The sequence below is a fragment of the Methylobacterium sp. 275MFSha3.1 genome, assembly GCF_900108435.1.
Classification (GTDB): Bacteria; Pseudomonadota; Alphaproteobacteria; order Rhizobiales; family Beijerinckiaceae; genus Methylobacterium.
On the sequence record NZ_FNWP01000003.1, the window covers coordinates 1 to 16,219 of the forward strand.

Genomic DNA, 16,219 nt, shown 5'->3' on the forward strand with positions numbered 1-16,219 from the left:
GGCAATCCCGCCGGCCAATCCCGCCGCTTGTCAGAAGATGGCTCAGCGCCCGGTCCACTTCCGCGGCCGGCGCCGATGAGCCGGGGTATAGAGCCGCCAATCCGGGCCGTCAACACCCTTTTTGCCGGTCGGCGCGGCGAACCACCCGTAAGCCTGGCGGTGGATGATCGCGGTCTTTCCCGCGCCGGGGCTGGCGCTCGGGAGCAGCACGCCTCAATCTCGACACGCTGGGTCGTGAGATGAGATTGCCGGGCGCGGATGTCGCCTCCGGTATGGTCGAGCCCGGCCTCAGCGCCGCGGATCCCGCGGGAACGCCCGTTCGCCATCGTCTTCTCAGGGCCTTCGAGTGAAGCGCGAGCGACTCAAGATCGGCGACGTGGCCGCCCTCCCCCCGGCACGCGGGGTGCACGAGCCTCTCGACCATCTCGGCGCGACCGCGACGCAGATCGACCGACGCGCCGTCAACCTCCGCTGGCTCTGCGCCAGCAGCCTCACTGGCCTGACCGGCGCCGGTCTGATCGCTGCGGCGCTCCACGTGTCCCTCCAGGGCGACGTCTCCTTCGCGGCCATTCCCGAGAAGGCTGCGATCATGCCCCGCCCCCAGCCGAGCGAGAGCGGCGCCAACATCGCCCGCAAGGGCGACCGGCTGGTGCGCAACCTCATGATCGCCTCGGCCAAGCAGAGCTTCAAGGCGCCGGTCACGGTCCGCCTCGGCGACCGCGAGATCATCAAAGCCAAGGCCTTCGTGCGGCTGACGACGCCCCTGTCGATGACGACGGGCGTCTACGCCGCCGAGCCGCCCCGCTTCGACCCCATGAAATTCGTCTCCGACGAGCCGCTGGAGCGCGCGCCCGACGCGTCCGCCGACGCCCCCAGCGCCGAGGTCACCGTGGTCAAGCGCGAACTCGCCGACGCTGCCGTCGACGCCAACGCGCCCGCGCTCACCGACGACGACGTCACCGCGCAGGTCGAGGAGGAGCGCCGCATCGCCGCCGAGGCAGGGCGCCGCGCCGCCATCCCGATCGCCCCGCAGATCATGCTGTCGCGGACGATCCAGCAGGGCGCGGCCGGCGACGGCGACGGCGCGGCGCCGAAGGACGCGAACCCGTTCAAGTCCATCGAGGTGCTGGTCGTCCCGGAGAACGTCACGAAGGTCGCCAAGGTCGAGCTGAAGGCCAACGAGGCGCCGCTCGTGGAGGAGCGCGATCTCGCGCTGAAGCGCGGCGAGACACTGGAGACCACGCTCAAGGCCACCGGCCTCGCGAGCGACGATGCCGTCCGCGGCATCGTCGCCGCGCTCGGGGGCAAGACCCGCACCGCTGCCCTCAACGAGGGGCAACCGATGCGCGTCCAGGTCGCCCCCGGGCCCCGTCCCGGCGATCCCCGCCAGGTGACGCGCGTGGTGCTGTACGGCGAGAACGGCATCGAGGGCATCGCGGCCCTGAACGACCGCGGCGCCTTCGTGTCGGTGGCGCCCCCCGCCGAGGAGGCCCCCTCCCCCAAGGGACAGCCTCAGGCGGAGGCCGGCGAGGACGAGGACGAGGATTCCGGCTCCGGGCCGCGCCTGTACCAGAGCCTCTACGAGACGGCGGCGCGCCACGACCTGCCGCGGGCCACGGTCGAGGACATCGTCCGCGTCTTCAGCTACGACCTCGACTTCCAGCGCCGCATCGGCAGCGGTGACGGGCTCGACGTCTTCTACAGCACCGACGACGAGGCCAGCGCCGATCGTCCGGACCTGCTCTACGCGGCGCTGACGCTCGGCGGAGAGACCCGCAAAGTCTACCGCTTCCAGTCGCCGGACGACGGCACGATCGACTACCTCGACGAGCAGGGCCGGTCGCTGAAGAAGTTCCTGCTGCGCAAGCCCATCGCCGACGGGATCATGCGCTCCGGCTTCGGTTACCGCCGTCACCCGGTGCTGGGCTACGCCAAGCTGCATACGGGCGTCGACTGGTCGAACCCGATCGGCACGCCGATCATGGCGGCCGGCAACGGCGTGGTGATCCGCGCGGAGATGACCTCGGGCTACGGCAACCGGGTCGAGCTGCAGCACGTCAACGGCTACGTGACGACCTACAACCACATGTCGCGGTTCGGCCGCGGCATCCGCGAGGGCGTCAAGGTCCGGCAGGGCCAGATCGTCGGCTATGTCGGCTCGACCGGCCTGTCGACCGGCGCGCACCTCCACTACGAGGTGATCATCAACGGTCACTTCGTCGACCCGATGAAGATCCGCGTCCCCCGCGGCCGGGAACTCGACGGGCGCCTGCTCGCCGACTTCAAGCGCCAGCGCGAGCAGATCGACGCCACCATGCAGAAGTCGAAGAGCGCCACGGCCCTCGCCCAGCGCGACGCGGCGGTCCGCTGAGGGAGCGCGCTGCCGTTCAGGCGAAGCCGAGCCGGGCGCGGACAGCCTCGGGCGTCGCGCCGGCCTGCCGGAGATCCGAGAGGGATCGCGAGCCGCGCGACTTGGCCAGCTTCTCGCCTCCGGTATCGAGCAGCAGCGCGTGGTGGCGGTAGCGCGGGACCGGCAGGCCGAGCAGGGCCTGCAGGAGCACGTGCAGGTCGGTGGCCGCCTCGAGGTCGCGGCCCCGCACCACGTGGGTGATCCCCTCCGCCGCGTCGTCGTGGACCACGGCGAGGTGGTAGCTCGTCGGCACGTCGCGCCGGGCGATCACCGCGTCCCCCCAGCGTGCCGGATCCGCCGCGACCCGGTGCGCGCCGGCCGTGTCGAAGGCGACGTAGCCGTGGGTCGGGCCGGCGCGGCGCAGGGCGGCCGCCATGTCGAGCCGCCAGGTATGCGGGTCGCCGCGGGCGATCCTGTCCGCGGCCGCCGCCCGGTCCAGGTGGCGGCAGGTGCCGGGATAGAGCGGCACGCCGTCCGGATCGCGGGGGCCGTCGCCGCCGGAGGCGACGCGTGCCCGGATCTGGCCGCGTGAACAGAAGCACGGATAGGCGAGCCCGCTCGCGATCAGCCCGTCGAGGGCGGTCCGGTAGGCCGCCATGTGCCGGGACTGGCGCCGCACCGGTTCGGGATAGGTCAGCCCGAGCCAGGCGAGGTCGGTGACGATCCCGTCGACGAAGTCCGGCTTCGAGCGCGCGGGATCGATGTCCTCGATCCGCAGGCGGCAGACGCCCCCCATCCGGGCGGCGAGGTCCGCGTTGAGCAGCGCCGAGTAGGCGTGGCCGAGGTGCAGCCGCCCGTTCGGGCTCGGCGCGAAGCGCAGCACCGGAGCCGCGGCGGTCACGGACCGGTCCGGCAGATCACCCGTCCCGGCGGGTCACGCACTGCGGCGCGCCGGGCTGGCAGGCGATCCCGGGCAGCGAGCAGGCCGGTCCCTCCGCCAGGCGGCGGCAGACCTTGCAGCCGTCGGTCCACTCGAGGCAGGCCGGATCGTCGGCCGCCGACACCGCCGGCGACGCGTGCCGCGCCGGCGCCAGGGCGCCGATGAGCACGGTGGCGATCACGAGGATCGCGATGCCCCAGGCGGCAAGCGCGCCGCTCGACGAGCGCGGTGCGGGCGACGGAGGGCTGACGGTCGACATGGGCCTCCTGTTGGCGCGGGACCCGCCCGCCTGTCAACGCGCGCTCAGGCGGCCCGCGCGGATCGGCGCTCCAGCAGCGGCGGGAGCAGCTTCAGATTCAGCGGCTTGGCCAGGAACCCGTCGAAGCCGGCCGCCCGGGCGGCGACCTCGTCCTCCCGGCCGGCATTCGCGGTCAGCGCGACGAGGTGGAGGCGGTCCGCGCCGCCCGCTTCGGCGGCGCGGATCCGCCGGGCGGTCTCGTGCCCGTCGAGGCGGGGCATCCGCACGTCGATCAGCGCGAGGTCGAAGGGGCCGTCCGTCTCCAGCCGCGCGAGGGCCTCGAGGCCGTCGACGGCGTGGACCACCGTGGCGCCGAGGCGCTCCAGGGCCCGGGTCGCCAGCAGGGCGTTGATCGGGTTGTCCTCGGCCAGCAGGATCCGCAGGCTGGAGCCGACGCACGCCGGCTCCGCCGCCGGCGCGGCCGCGGCCTCGACCGGGCCCGTCGACGCGAGCAGGCGCTCGAACAGGGAGCGCGGCCGGACAGGCTTGATCAGGTAGCCGTCGAAGCCCGCCGCGCCGGGGGACCCGAAGCCGCGCCGGTCGAACGGCGAGAGCAGCACGAGGCTGGTGCGGACCCCGCAGGCGCGGGCCGCGTCGGCGATCTGGCGCACCGCCGCGTCGCCCAGTGCCCGGTCGGCCAGCACCGCGTCGAAGGCCGCGCCCGACAGGGCGTCGAGGCCCGATTCCAGGCTGTCGACGATCACGGTGGCGGCCCCGGCCCGGGACAGGCTGCGGGCGAGGTACGGGGCCTGGAACGGCGAGTCGGCGACGATCAGGCAGCGCCGCGGGGCGAGCGTCGGCAGCGGCGCGCGCCCGCCATCCTCGGCCGCCGCGACCTCGGCGAGCGGCAGCAGGACCCGGAAGGTCGAGCCCCGGCCGAGGCGCGAATCCGCCTCGATCCGCCCGCCCATGCGGGTCACGAGCCGCCGCGTGATGGCGAGGCCCAGCCCGGTGCCCTCGTGGCTGCGGCTCGCGCTGCCGTCGCCCTGCTCGAACTCCTCGAACAGGATCGGCAGCCGCTCCTCCGGGATCCCCGGGCCGGTATCCGCCACGGCGAGCACGACCTCGCCGCCGGTCCCGGCCCGCGCGAAGCTCAGGCTGACGCCGACGCCGCCGCGCTCGGTGAACTTGATGGCGTTGCCGGCGAGGTTGATCAGGATCTGCCGCACCCGGTCGGCGTCGCCCAGGATCGCGGCCGGGAAGTCCTCGGCCACGTCGAGGGCGATCTCGATGCCCTTGTCCTGGGCGCGGGGCGCCAGCAGCTCGACGACCCCCTCGGAGAGGGCCGGCAGGTCGAAGGGCTCGGCCGCGAGGTCGAGGCGCCCGGCCTCGATCCGCGAGAAGTCGAGGACCCCGTCGATCAGGCCGAGCAGCGCCTGGCCGCTGGTGCGCACCGCCTCCACGTAGGTGCGCTGCTCGGGGTTCAACGCGGTCCCGAGCACGAGGTCGGCCATGCCCAGGATGCCGTTGAGCGGCGTCCGCATCTCGTGGCTCACGGTCGCCAGGAAGCGGGATTTGGCGACGCTCGCCGCCTCGGCGCGCTCCAGGGCCGCGTCGCGGCTGCGGATCGCCTCGACCCGCGCGGTCACGTCCCGGCCCGCGCGCAGCCAGTGCGTCGCGTCGCCGTGCGCCACCGGCATCTCCACGAAGGCGAACCAGCGCGCCCGCCCGTCCGCCGTCCGGACCTGCGCCTCCAGGCGGCGGACCCCGTCCGGCCCGATCTCCACGGCGTTCCGGTCGAGGATCTCGAGATCGTCCTGGGAGCCGATCAGCGCGATCGGCTCGCGGCCGAGGAGGCGGGCGAAATCCTCGTTGGCGTAGGTGATGCGCCCGCGGGCATCCCGCTGGACGATGATCTCGGTGGTGGCGGCCACCAGGGCCCGGTAGCGGTCCTCGCTCTCGCTGATCCGCCAGAGGCGGTCCTGCAGCCGCTCGGCCTCGCGCTCGGCGCGGCGCGTTCCGAGCCGGCGCCAGAGGCCGAAGGCCAGTGCGGCCGCGGTCAGGAGCGCCAGGACAGGCGCCAGCGTGTCGATCATTCCGGCCTCCCCGGCATCGGGCCGGTCCGCTGCAGGATCGCAGCCGAAGCTGAAGGCGGCGTTGGGAAAGGCCCTTAACCGCCGGTTGCGGACTTCGCGGAGTCCGCGGCGGAATCCGCGGCGGAGTCCGCGACGCGGCGCGGGATCAACGGTACCGTGCGGTGATCCGAGAAGCGGCTCGCGAGTTGCCTGCCAGGACGCAGGTCCGGACGGAGACGGTACATGCCCGGTGAGCACTACGACGTCATCATTGTCGGGTCCGGTCCCGGCGGCGGCACGATGGCGTGGCGCCTCGCCCAGACCGGCAAGCGCATCCTGCTGATCGAGCGCGGCGACTACCTGCTGCGCGAGCCGCGGAACTGGGACAGTCAGGCGGTGATCGTCGACGGCTACTACCAGGCCAAGGAGACATGGTACTCCTCCGACGGCAAGAATTTCCACCCGGGCCTGCACTATTACGTCGGCGGGAACTCGAAGTTCTACGGCTCGATCCTCTTCCGCCTCCGCGAGAAGGACTTCGCCGAGATCCGCCACCAGGACGGCGTCGCGCCGGCCTGGCCGGTCGGGTACGACGTCTTCGAGCCGTACTACCAGGCGGCCGAGGAGCTGTTCCACGTTCACGGCCTGCGCGGCGAGGACCCGACCGAGCCCTGGTCGACCAAGCCCTACGCCCATCCGCCGGTGGCGCACGAGCCGCGGATCCAGGAGCTGTTCGACAACCTGAAGCGGGCCGGCCACCACCCGTTCCACCTGCCGGTGGGCGTGCGGCTGGTGGAGAAGGACGGCCGCGCGGTGCCGACCTCGCCCTGCATCAAGTGCGAGTCGTTCGACGGCTTCCCCTGCCCCACCAACGGCAAGTCGGACGCGCAGACCATGGTGGTCGACCCCGCCCTGCGCGACTGCCCGAACCTGACGCTGCTCACCCGCACCTACGTCGAGCGCCTCGTCACCGACGCCTCCGGCCGCACCGTCACGGGCGTCGTCGGGAACCGCGACGGCGCGCCGTTCGAGGCCTCGGCCGACATCGTGGTGGTGGCCTGCGGCGCCCTCTCCTCGGCGCTGCTGCTGCTGCGCTCGGCCAGCGACCGCCACCCGAACGGCCTCGCCAACGGGTCGGATCAGGTCGGGCGCAACTACATGCGCCACAACAACTCGACGGTGCTGGCGATCTCGAAGGTCCCGAACCCGACCCGGTTCCAGAAGACGCTCGGCCTCAACGACTTCTACTTCGGCGATCCGGACCCGAAGGATGGCTGGGACTTCCCGCTCGGCCACATCCAGATGGTCGGCAAGTCGGACGGCGCCCAGATCCACGGCGAGGGCCTGCCCGGCTTCCTGCAATGGTTCCCCGACAAGCCGTTCGATTGGATCGCCAAGCACTCCGTCGACTTCTGGCTGACCTCCGAGGACGTGCCGCTGCCGCAGAACCGGATCTTCTACAAGGGCGGCAAGGTCCATCTCGACCTCACCGAGACGAACGTCGAGGCGCACAAGCGGCTCCGGCACAAGCTGCGCGAGATCTGCAGCTTCACCGACATCCACCCGCACCTGTTCGACCGCTCGCTCTACCTGGGCAAGAACGTCCCGATCGGCGGGACGGCCCACCAGGCGGGGACCCTGCGGTTCGGCGCGGATCCGAGGACGTCGGTGCTCGACACCAACTGCAAGGCGCACGAGCTGGACAACCTCTACGTGACCGACGCCAGCTTCTTCCCGTCGATCGGCGCCGTGAACCCGACGTTGACCATCATCGCCAACGCCCTGCGGGTCGCCGATCATCTCGTCGCCCGGATGGGCGCCCGGGACGCGATCGCGCCGCCCCGGCTGTTCGACCACACCGAGCCGCGCGAGCCGCTGCCGGCCTGAGGACCGGCGGGGCGCGAACCATCGCTCTCCCCGGCTCGTCCCGAGGTGCCGGCACCGGACACGCGTGATCGTCCCCGCGCGCCGACTGGCGCCGGGGGCATGGCCCGGGAGGCGAGCACGAGGGACGCGGGACGCCGCGGGAACCCAGGTGTCGGCCAAGTACGCGCGGGATCCGATCCCCGCGGCGCCCCGCGGCATCGACCGGGCATGGTCCCCGGCCGGTGCCGTCTGTCTCGTCGCGGCGTCTCCGACGTCCCGGTCCTGCGACTCCCCGTTAGCGGTCTCGGTCGAGGTGCGCGCACGCCGTGCCCGCACCTCCGGAACCCGCATCGGCGCCGTGGCCTTCCAGCCGTTCCCCGCCTCGTAGTGGGCGGGTCCGCAGGTCGCTCAGGGTCGGCCCAGAGGCGGGTCGGCGCGGGGGCATTTCCTCACCCCGCCGGGCACAGTGCCGCCCGGTCTCACGCCCGCGTCCGAGGCACGCCCCGCACCGGTCCGTCGCCCGGGGCGATGGCGGCTGAGAGCCACCGACGCGGGCGCCGCCCCGTCCCCGGACCCGCACGGTCAGCCACCGGGCGGGCCCCCGAAGGACGGCCCGGGATCGCTCCCGGGCCGCCGCGGACAGGTGCGGTCATGAAGCACAAAATAGGAACATTGTCAAGGCAAACTGAGCCGCGCAGCGCGGTCGACGCGCGCCTCTCCGTCATCGCGAGCGCAGCGAAGCGACCCAGGGTCGCGCAACATCGGCAGGCGTCGCGCTGCTGGATTGCTTCGCTCCGCTCGCAAGGACGTCGGTGCCGAAGACTCATCGGCCGCGGGCACTGTCACATGGGCCGAGCCCTGCCGTCACTCCGGGACGCCGCGGCGCGACTTCGGGATGATGGGCAAGCCGTCGCATCTGCTATGTCAGCACTCCGATCCTCCACCGAACGCGACGCCCGTGGCCATCGACCATATCGATCTCAGCCGGATCGACCTGAACCTGCTGGTCGCCCTCGACGCGCTGCTCGACGAGCGCAGCGTCACGCGGGCCGCCGCACGGGTCGGGATCGGCCAGTCAGCGATGAGCTCGAGCCTCGCCCGCCTGCGCCGCCTGTTCGACGACGAGCTCCTGACCCGGGCGCCGGACGGGATGCGGCCGACGCCCCGCGCCCGCAAGATCGCCGAGCCGCTGCGCGCCACCCTCCGGCAGGTGCAGGCGCTGGTGCACCGGGAGGAGCGGTTCGATCCGGCCACCGTCGCGCGCACCTTCACGGTGAGCCTGCCCGACAGCGTCGAGGCGCTGCTCGGGCCGCGGCTGATCGCGCAGCTCCGCCGGGACGCGCCCGGCATCCGGCTGCTGCTGCGCTCGGTCGACCGGACCCGGATCCTCGACGAGCTCGACGCCGACCGAGTCGACCTCGCCATCGGCCTGTTCTCGGAGGGGCAGCTCCACCACAAGCAGCGCCTCCTCTACCGGGACAGCTACGTGGTGCTGTTCAACGCCGCCCTGATCGGCCTGGAGCCGCCGATCGGGCTCGACGATTACCTGCGCTTCCCCCACGTGCTGACGTCCCTGCGCGAGACCGCCCACGGGGTCGTCGACGACGCCCTCGCGCTGATCGGGCGCTCGCGCACCCTGGCGGTGACGACCCCGCGCTTCCTCGTGGTCCCGTTCATGGTCCGCGCGGCGCCGGTGATCGCCACGATGCACGCCCGGCTCGCCACCTCCTTCGCCAGTGCCCTGGCGCTGAGCGTCAGCCCCGTGCCGGTGCCCCTCGACGACGTGCCCGTGTCGATGCTGTGGCACGCCTCCTACGACCACGACCCGGCCCACCGCTGGCTGCGGGACCTCCTGGTCCGGCTGGCCCACGAGCCGCCGGCGCCGGGCATCATCTGATACGCTTTCCGCTTGAACGCGACGGTCGAGGCATTCCGTGCCGTCCTCACTTCGCTCCGCTCGCGAGGACGGACGTGCGGACGGCATCGACCGGCCGCGAGCAGACCGCACCGTCACAGGCACGGATCGTCCGCGGCCTCCAGGCGGCCGCTCGCGATCGCCGCGCGGAACAGGGCGAAGTCGGCCGCATTGCGCTCCGCGTAGGCCGCGGCCCAGTCGGCGATCGCCCCGCTCAGGTCGTGGTGCTTGCCGCTGCCGCAATAGCCGGCGATCGCCGCCGCGTCGCCGGTCCGCGCGTGGGCGCGCGCCAGCAGCGTCCCGTAGGCGTACGAGAAGGTCAGGAGCGGCGCGCCGGACATCCGCGCCAGCGGGATCGCGCCCTTCAGGTTCTTCATCTGGCGCACGTAGAACGGGCGGCCCGCGATGCTGGTCCAGCCGAGCAGCGGGTCGCCCACCGCCTGGAGCAGGCGCTGGCCGTAGATCACCCGCTCGCCCTCGTGCCCGGAGAACGGCGCCGGCACGCCCGGCAGGTACGGCGCGTGCGCCGGTCGGACCGCCTCCTTGACCTGCAGGAAGAGCGCGTCGGCGTCGGAATTGCCGAACAGCAGGGCGAGGTAGGCCCGGGTCCCGACGCTGCCGACGCCGACGACGCGGTGGGCGACGTCGACCACGTGGTAGCGATCGAGCATGAAGCGCCGCTCCCGCGGCAGGGTCTCGGCGTAGCGCTCCAGGCCGGTGACGACGCCCTCGCGGGTCGCCGCGTCCACGGGCGTCAGGATCGGCGCGTCGGTCTGCAATTGCCAGGTGCCGTCGGTGCGCCGCTCGGCCACCTGGGCGAGCAGGCTGCGGTTGTTGCGACGCCGCGCCTTGTCAACCGCCCGGCGGACCACGGCCCGGGCCTCCGCGTTCATCTGCAGCCCGGCGATGTGCGGGCCGTCGGCGCGGGTCGTCTGGTACCAGACGTCGAGGGAGCCCTGCGGCGCGAGGCGCCGCATCGTGTGCTGGTAGCCGGAGACCGCCTCCATGACGGCCGCGCGCCGCTCGGCCGCCGGCACGCCGGCGTCGTCCGTGGCGACCGCCAGCCCGGCCGCGAGGCGCTTGAGGTCCCACTCCCACGGGCCGATCGTGACCTCGTCGAAATCGTTGAGGTCGAGGACGATGTCGCGCTGCGGCGTGCCGAACAGGCCGAAATTGTCGGTGTGCGCGTCGCCGTTCATCACGACGTCGATGCCGCTGCGCGGCCCGCGCGACAGGTCCCAGGCCATGACGTGCGCGGCCCCGCGCAGGAACGCGAAGGGCGAGCTCGCCATCCGGGCGACCCGCAGCGGGATCAGGTGCGGCTGGCGGCCCGCGTGGGCGGCCTCGATCAGGGCGACCGGGTCGGGCCGGTCGGGATCGGAAGCCAGCGCGGCCTGGCCCGCGTGGGGCACCTCGGCGCGCAGCCGCTTGCCGGCCCTGCGCCGCTTGTCCCAGGCCTCGACGCCCGCGCGGAGGTCGATCCGCGGGAAATCGGCGACCGGTGCCAGCACCGAGTCCACGGCCGGGGCATCCGCATCCCGGTCCCCCGGCGGCACGGTCTTGTCGCTCTCGATGCGATCCATCGCTGTCCCATCGCGGCAGCCGGGTCGGCCCCGCCGGTGCGCTCGACCGGCCCGAAGCCGGGGCGGCGGACCGCACGTTAGCATCCGGCCGGCTCTGTGACGTCACGGGCCCGGACGGCCCTTGACCACCCTACAGGGGGGCCCTCTAACGAACCGAGTATTCGGGGGGTGTTCCTCCGTCTCGTGTCGTTCACGGCCTCGCGATCACAGTGCCGGAATCGACCCGGACGGCCGGGGAACACCGTTACATCAGCGAGACGTCGCATGCCCAAAGGTTCAGATCTCCTCGTCGCGGCCCTCGAGAACGAGGGCGTCGACCGCATCTTCGGGATTCCCGGGGAGGAGAACCTCGACGTCGTCGAATCTCTGCGCAACTCCAAGATCGAGCTGGTCCTGACCCGCCACGAGCAGGCGGCGAGCTTCATGGCCGCCACCCACGGCCGGCTCACCGGCCGCCCCGGCGTCTGCCTCTCGACGCTCGGCCCGGGCGCCCTGAACTTCTCCACCGGCGCGGCCTACGCCCATCTCGGCGCCATGCCGATGATCATCATCACCGGCCAGAAGGGCATCCTGTCCTCGCGCCAGGCCAAGTTCCAGATCGTCGACGTGATCTCGTCGATGAAGCCGATCACCAAGATGGCCCGGCAGATCGTCTCGGCCTCCTCGATCCCCACCATCGTGCGCGACGCCTTCCGGGTCGCCACCGAGGAGCGCCCCGGCCCGGTGCTGCTGGAGCTGCCCGAGGACATCGCCTCCGAGGAGGCCGAGGCCGACCTCGTCCCCTCGCACCCGATCGACATCCCGGTCGCGCATCCGACCGCGATCGCGCGCGCCGCGGACATGATCCTGAAGGCCAAGCGCCCGCTGATCATGCTGGGCGCCGCCGCGAGCCGCCCCCGCGCCACCGGCGAGCTCGGCGGCTTCGTGCAGCGCACCGGCATCCCGTTCTTCACCACCCAGATGGGCAAGGGCACGGTGGCGGGCGGGACCGACCTCTACATGGGCACCGCGGCCCTCTCCGAGCGCGACTACGTCCACGAGGCGATCGACAAGGCCGACCTGATCATCGCCATCGGCCACGACACGATCGAGAAGCCGCCCTTCTTCATGGGCCAAGCCGACCAGAAGGTCGTCCACATCGGCTACATGCCGGCCAACGTCGAGCAGGTGTACTATCCGGATGCCGAGGTGGTCGGCGACCTTGGGCCGACGCTGAAGCTGCTGGCCGACAAGCTCGACGGCAAGCTCCCGAACGCGGGCGCGCTGCTGCACCTGCGCGAGCACATCCTCGGCCACATCGCCGATCGGGCCGGCGAGGACCGCTTCCCGGTGACGCCGCAGCGCCTCGTGCGCGACGTGCGCCGGGTGATCCCGGAGGACGGGATCGTGTGCCTCGACAACGGCATGTACAAGATCTGGTTCGCCCGGAACTACCGCACCTACGTCGCCAACACGCTGCTCCTCGACAACGCGCTGGCCACGATGGGCGCGGGCCTGCCCTCGGCCATGATGGCGGCGATGCTCTACCCGAAGCGGCGCGTGATGGCCGTCTGCGGCGACGGCGGGTTCATGATGAACAGCCAGGAGATGGAGACCGCCGTCCGGCTGAAGCTCAACCTCGTGGTGCTGGTGCTCGACGACTCGGCCTACGGGATGATCCGCTGGAAGCAGGCGGTCGACAAGTTCGCCGATTACGGCATGACCTTCAGCAACCCGGACTTCGTCCTCTACGCCAAGTCGTACGGGGCGACCGGCCACCGGGTCGAGTCGGTCAACGACCTCGTGCCGACGCTGGACCGGGCCTTCGCGGCGGGCGGGGTGCACCTCGTGGCGGTGCCGATCGACTACTCGGAGAACACCCGCGTGCTGGTCGACGAGCTGCGCGCCAAGGTGAAGGATTTCGAGCCGGCCGAGTGAGGCCGGTTTCGCAGATGGTCGGCACGCAAGACAGGGCAGCGCGATGAACCCGTTCACCTTCCAGACCACGCCGAACGTGCTGTTCGAGGCCGGCGCCGCGAAGAAGCTGCCCGAGATCGTCGGCAGCTTCGGGGCCAAGCGCGTCCTCCTCGTCACCGACAAGGGCGTGCGCGGCGCCGGCCTCACCCAGGCCGCCGAGGCGGCGCTGGCGGAAGCCGGCGTCACCCTCGACGTCTACGAGGACGTGGTCGCCGACCCGCCCTCGACGGTGATCGAGGCGGCGGCCAAGCGCGCCCGCGAGCTCGGGACCGACCTCGTTCTGTCGATCGGCGGCGGCTCGGCGCTCGATACCGCCAAGCTCGTGGCCTACCTCGCCAAGTCCGACGAGCCGCTCGACGCGATCTACGGTGTCGGCCTCGCCAAGGGCGACCGCCTGCCGCTGATCCTGGTGCCGACCACGGCCGGCACCGGCTCGGAGGTGACGCCGATCTCGATCGTCACGACGCCGACCACCGAGAAGAAGGGCGTCGTCGCCCCGAAGCTCCTGCCCGACTGGGCGGTGCTCGACCCGGAGCTGACGCTCGGCCTGCCGTCGCACGTCACCGCGGCGACCGGCATCGACGCCATGGTCCACGCCATCGAGGCCTTCACCAGCAAGAACAAGAAGAACCCGATCTCCGACCAGCTCGCCAAGCAGGCCCTGGCGCTGCTCTCGGCCAACATCCGGACCGCCTGCACGGACGGGAAGAACCTCGAGGCGCGCTCCGGCATGCTGCTCGGCTCGATGCTCGCCGGCATGGCCTTCGCCAACGCGCCGGTGGCGGCGGTGCACGCCCTCGCCTACCCGGTCGGCGCGATCTTCCACGTGCCGCACGGGCTCTCGAACGCCCTGGTGCTGATGGGGGTGATGCGCTTCAACCTCTCGCATGCTGAAGGACTCTACGCGGAGCTCGCGCCGATCCTCGACCCCGCGGCCGCCGACCTGCCGCGGTCCGAGGCCGCCAAGCGCTTCGTGGAGAGCCTCGACGCGATCTGCTGCGACTGCAAGGTGCCGGCCTCGCTCGCCGAGGTCGGTGTCGCCCGGCAGGACCTGGAGCGCATGGCCACCGACGCGATGAAGCAGACGCGGCTCCTCGTGAACAACCCGCGCGAGGTCACCTACGACGACGCCTTCGCGATCTACGCGGAAGCCCTCGGGGAAGCGCGACCGGCCGCGTGAGCGCGGGTCGCCGGCTCCGTCATCGCGAGCGCAGCGAAGCGACCCAGGGAGACGCGCCGTCGTTGAGCATGGCGCTGCTGGATCGCTTCGCTCCGCTCGCGAGGGCGGGGGCGACGGTTTCAGCCTCGGGGCTGTGAGGAGAGACGCCAGCATGGACCAGTTCGACGCGTTCCGGGCGATGAGCGAGTTCTGGACGCGGGCCGGCGCGGGCTTCTTCACCCCGGGCGCCGGGCAGTCCGCGCCCGGGTTCGGCTGGCCGACCTTCCCGGGCGGCGACCTCGCGGATCTCGCCGCGGCGCAGGCCAAGCTGACCGAGGCCTGGACCGCCGCCAGCGCCCTCTCGCAGACGCTGACGCGCTCGCTCCAGGGCGGCCCCGGCGCACCGGACCCGACGGCCGGAGCGGTGCTCGCCCGGATCTTCGATCCGCAGGCCTGGCTCGGCGGCTCGGCCGAGTTCGACGCCGCCCTCACCCGCATGGCCGAGGGGCCGCAACTCGCCGACCTGTGGCAGACCGAGCGGCGCTACGCGGCGCTGTTCACCGCCTGGGCGAGCCTGCGGCGGGCGCAGAGCGAGCATCAGGCCGTGATGCTGCAGGCTTGGACGAGGGCGGCCGGGACCTTCGCGAAGGAGGCCAATGCCCGCGCCGAAAACGGCGAGAGCTTCGCCTCCGCCCGCGAGATGATGAGCCGGTGGATCGAGACCGCCAACGCGGTCCTCCTGGAGGTCCAGCGCTCCGACGCGTTCCTGGCCTCGCAGCGGGCGGTCCTGCGGGCCTCCACGGACCTCCGGCTCGCCCAGCAGGACGTCGCGGCCTTCCTGTCCGAGATCTACGGCCAGCCGACCCGGGCCGAGCTCGACGACGTCCACAAGAGCCTGACCGAGCTGCGCCGGGAAGTCCGGGCGCTCCGCCGCGAGCGTCGGCAGGCCGGCAAGACCGCGAGAGCCGGCGGTTCACGGGTCGGGGAGGACGCCCATGGCTGATCAGGAGAAGCCGAAGGGGCCGGCCGCCCCGCTGAATCTCACCCCGGCCGCGTTGTTGGCCGAGGTCGGCACCCTCGGCCGCCGCATCAGCGAGGGCGCCAGGCTGTTCGCCGATGTCAGCGACGCCGATGTCGAGATCGCCACCACGCCGAAGGACCTGGTCTGGAGCCAGGACAAGGTCAGCCTCTACCGCTACCGGCCGCTCGCCGAGAGCAAGGGCCTGCCGCCGGTGCTGATCGTCTACGGCCTGATCGGCCGCTACACGATGGCCGACCTTCAGGAGGACCGCTCGCTCGTCCGCAATCTCCTGAATCTCGGCCTCGACCTCTACGTCGTCGACTGGGGCAATCCGGGCCGGGCCGACCGCTACGTCACCATCGACGACTACGTGGACGGCTACCTCGCCGAGTGCGTCGCCTTCATCCAGGAGGCGGCCGGGCGGGATAAGGTCAGCCTGCTCGGCATCTGCGAGGGCGGCGTCTTCACCACCTGCTACGCGGCGCTCTACCCCGAGACCGTCAACGCGATGGTGCTGACCATCACGCCGATCGATTTCCACGCCGACACGCGGGAGAACCGGGCCGGCCACGGCTTCATCAACGTCTGGACCCGGTCGCTCACGCCCGAGGACGTGGACCGGCTGATCGAGGCGCAGGGCTCCCTGCCCGGCGCCTTCATGGGCTCCGTGTTCTCGATGATGACGCCGATGCGCACCATGACGAAGTACAACCTCGACCTGCTTGACGCCCTCGACGACAAGAAGAAGTTCCTGAACTTCCTCCGCATGGAGAAGTGGATCGCCGACCGTCCGGACCATCCCGGCGAGGCCGCCAAGCAGTGGCTGAAGGACCTCTACCAGGACAACAAGCTGGTCGAGAGCGCCTTCGAGCTCGGCGGCCGGCGGGTGGACCTGAAGGCCATCACCTGCCCGGTGCTGAACGTCTTCGCTCAGGACGACCACATCATCCCGCCGGCCACCTCGCAGGCGCTGAAGGACAGGATCGGCACCACCGACTACACCGAGATGGGGCTGCCCGGCGGCCATGTCGGCGTCTTCGTCGGCGGCAAGGCACAGAAGCTGCTGGGCTCCGGCATCGCCGACTGGCTCGGCAAGCGGGGATAACGTGCAGGCTC

11 protein-coding genes are annotated in these 16,219 nt (G+C 72.1%); 7 read left to right on the plus strand and 4 right to left on the minus strand.

Features of this window, described 5'->3' with window-relative positions; all coding sequences use genetic code 11:
• The first annotated feature begins 346 nt into the window (after nt 1–346).
• Entirely contained in the window at nt 347–2,371 is a 2,025-nt protein-coding gene (locus BLW78_RS02925; protein WP_091676515.1) for a M23 family metallopeptidase, read from the plus strand.
• A gap of 16 nt (nt 2,372–2,387) precedes the next feature.
• Here BLW78_RS02925 and gluQRS read toward each other — a convergent pair whose 3' ends face one another.
• From gluQRS to BLW78_RS02940, 3 genes are read right to left on the minus strand one after another with little or no spacing between them, the layout of a single operon-like run.
• A complete protein-coding gene (gluQRS, locus tag BLW78_RS02930; RefSeq protein ID WP_091676518.1) occupies nt 2,388–3,251 on the minus strand; it encodes a tRNA glutamyl-Q(34) synthetase GluQRS in 864 nt (287 codons plus the stop codon).
• A 16-nt stretch (nt 3,252–3,267) separates the two neighbouring features.
• Nucleotides 3,268–3,549, minus strand: coding sequence for a hypothetical protein (locus BLW78_RS02935; protein ID WP_091676521.1), 282 nt, complete (start codon nt 3,547–3,549; stop codon nt 3,268–3,270).
• 44 nt (nt 3,550–3,593) lie between these two features.
• Nucleotides 3,594–5,624, minus strand: a complete 2,031-nt coding sequence (locus tag BLW78_RS02940) for an ATP-binding protein (RefSeq protein ID WP_091676523.1) — start codon at nt 5,622–5,624, stop codon at nt 3,594–3,596.
• A 222-nt stretch (nt 5,625–5,846) separates the two neighbouring features.
• On the opposite strand from BLW78_RS02940, the gene BLW78_RS02945 reads away from it, so the two are divergent.
• Nucleotides 5,847–7,490 (plus strand): FAD-dependent oxidoreductase, encoded by a 1,644-nt coding sequence (locus tag BLW78_RS02945; protein WP_091676526.1) that lies wholly within the window; start codon nt 5,847–5,849, stop codon nt 7,488–7,490.
• A gap of 937 nt (nt 7,491–8,427) precedes the next feature.
• Nucleotides 8,428–9,366 (plus strand): LysR family transcriptional regulator, encoded by a 939-nt coding sequence (locus BLW78_RS02950; RefSeq protein WP_091676528.1) that lies wholly within the window; start codon nt 8,428–8,430, stop codon nt 9,364–9,366.
• Nucleotides 9,367–9,479: 113 nt separating this feature from the next.
• On the opposite strand, the gene BLW78_RS02955 is transcribed toward BLW78_RS02950, so the two are convergent.
• A complete protein-coding gene (locus BLW78_RS02955; RefSeq protein ID WP_091676531.1) occupies nt 9,480–10,967 on the minus strand; it encodes a DUF2252 domain-containing protein in 1,488 nt (495 codons plus the stop codon).
• Between the two features lie 264 nt (nt 10,968–11,231).
• Here BLW78_RS02955 and BLW78_RS02960 point away from each other — a divergent pair, with 264 nt between their 5' ends.
• The 4 genes from BLW78_RS02960 to phaC all read left to right on the plus strand — a co-directional run bounded on the left by BLW78_RS02960 (nt 11,232) and on the right by phaC (nt 16,208).
• Nucleotides 11,232–12,884, plus strand: coding sequence for an acetolactate synthase large subunit (locus BLW78_RS02960; protein ID WP_020095074.1), 1,653 nt, complete (start codon nt 11,232–11,234; stop codon nt 12,882–12,884).
• A 43-nt stretch (nt 12,885–12,927) separates the two neighbouring features.
• Nucleotides 12,928–14,103 carry an iron-containing alcohol dehydrogenase gene (locus tag BLW78_RS02965; protein ID WP_091676533.1) on the plus strand — a complete coding sequence of 392 codons (1,176 nt, stop codon included), beginning with the start codon at nt 12,928–12,930 and terminating at the stop codon, nt 14,101–14,103.
• A 151-nt stretch (nt 14,104–14,254) separates the two neighbouring features.
• Entirely contained in the window at nt 14,255–15,085 is an 831-nt protein-coding gene (locus BLW78_RS02970) for a poly(R)-hydroxyalkanoic acid synthase subunit PhaE (protein ID WP_091676536.1), read from the plus strand.
• Nucleotides 15,078–16,208 carry a class III poly(R)-hydroxyalkanoic acid synthase subunit PhaC gene (phaC, locus tag BLW78_RS02975; RefSeq protein ID WP_091676539.1) on the plus strand — a complete coding sequence of 377 codons (1,131 nt, stop codon included), beginning with the start codon at nt 15,078–15,080 and terminating at the stop codon, nt 16,206–16,208. Before BLW78_RS02970 ends, phaC begins: the two co-directional genes overlap by 8 nt.
• The last annotated feature ends 11 nt before the right edge of the window (nt 16,209–16,219 follow it).

Coding starts and splice junctions, on each gene's coding strand:
- BLW78_RS02935 (WP_091676521.1), bottom strand. CDS start 3,549: ATGTCGACCGTCAGCCCTCCGTCGCCCGCACCGCGCTCGTCGAGCGGC.
- phaC (WP_091676539.1), top strand. CDS start 15,078: ATGGCTGATCAGGAGAAGCCGAAGGGGCCGGCCGCCCCGCTGAATCTC.
- BLW78_RS02965 (WP_091676533.1), top strand. CDS start 12,928: ATGAACCCGTTCACCTTCCAGACCACGCCGAACGTGCTGTTCGAGGCC.
- BLW78_RS02945 (WP_091676526.1), top strand. CDS start 5,847: ATGCCCGGTGAGCACTACGACGTCATCATTGTCGGGTCCGGTCCCGGC.
- BLW78_RS02960 (WP_020095074.1), top strand. CDS start 11,232: ATGCCCAAAGGTTCAGATCTCCTCGTCGCGGCCCTCGAGAACGAGGGC.
- BLW78_RS02955 (WP_091676531.1), bottom strand. CDS start 10,967: ATGGATCGCATCGAGAGCGACAAGACCGTGCCGCCGGGGGACCGGGAT.
- BLW78_RS02970 (WP_091676536.1), top strand. CDS start 14,255: ATGGACCAGTTCGACGCGTTCCGGGCGATGAGCGAGTTCTGGACGCGG.
- BLW78_RS02940 (WP_091676523.1), bottom strand. CDS start 5,624: ATGATCGACACGCTGGCGCCTGTCCTGGCGCTCCTGACCGCGGCCGCA.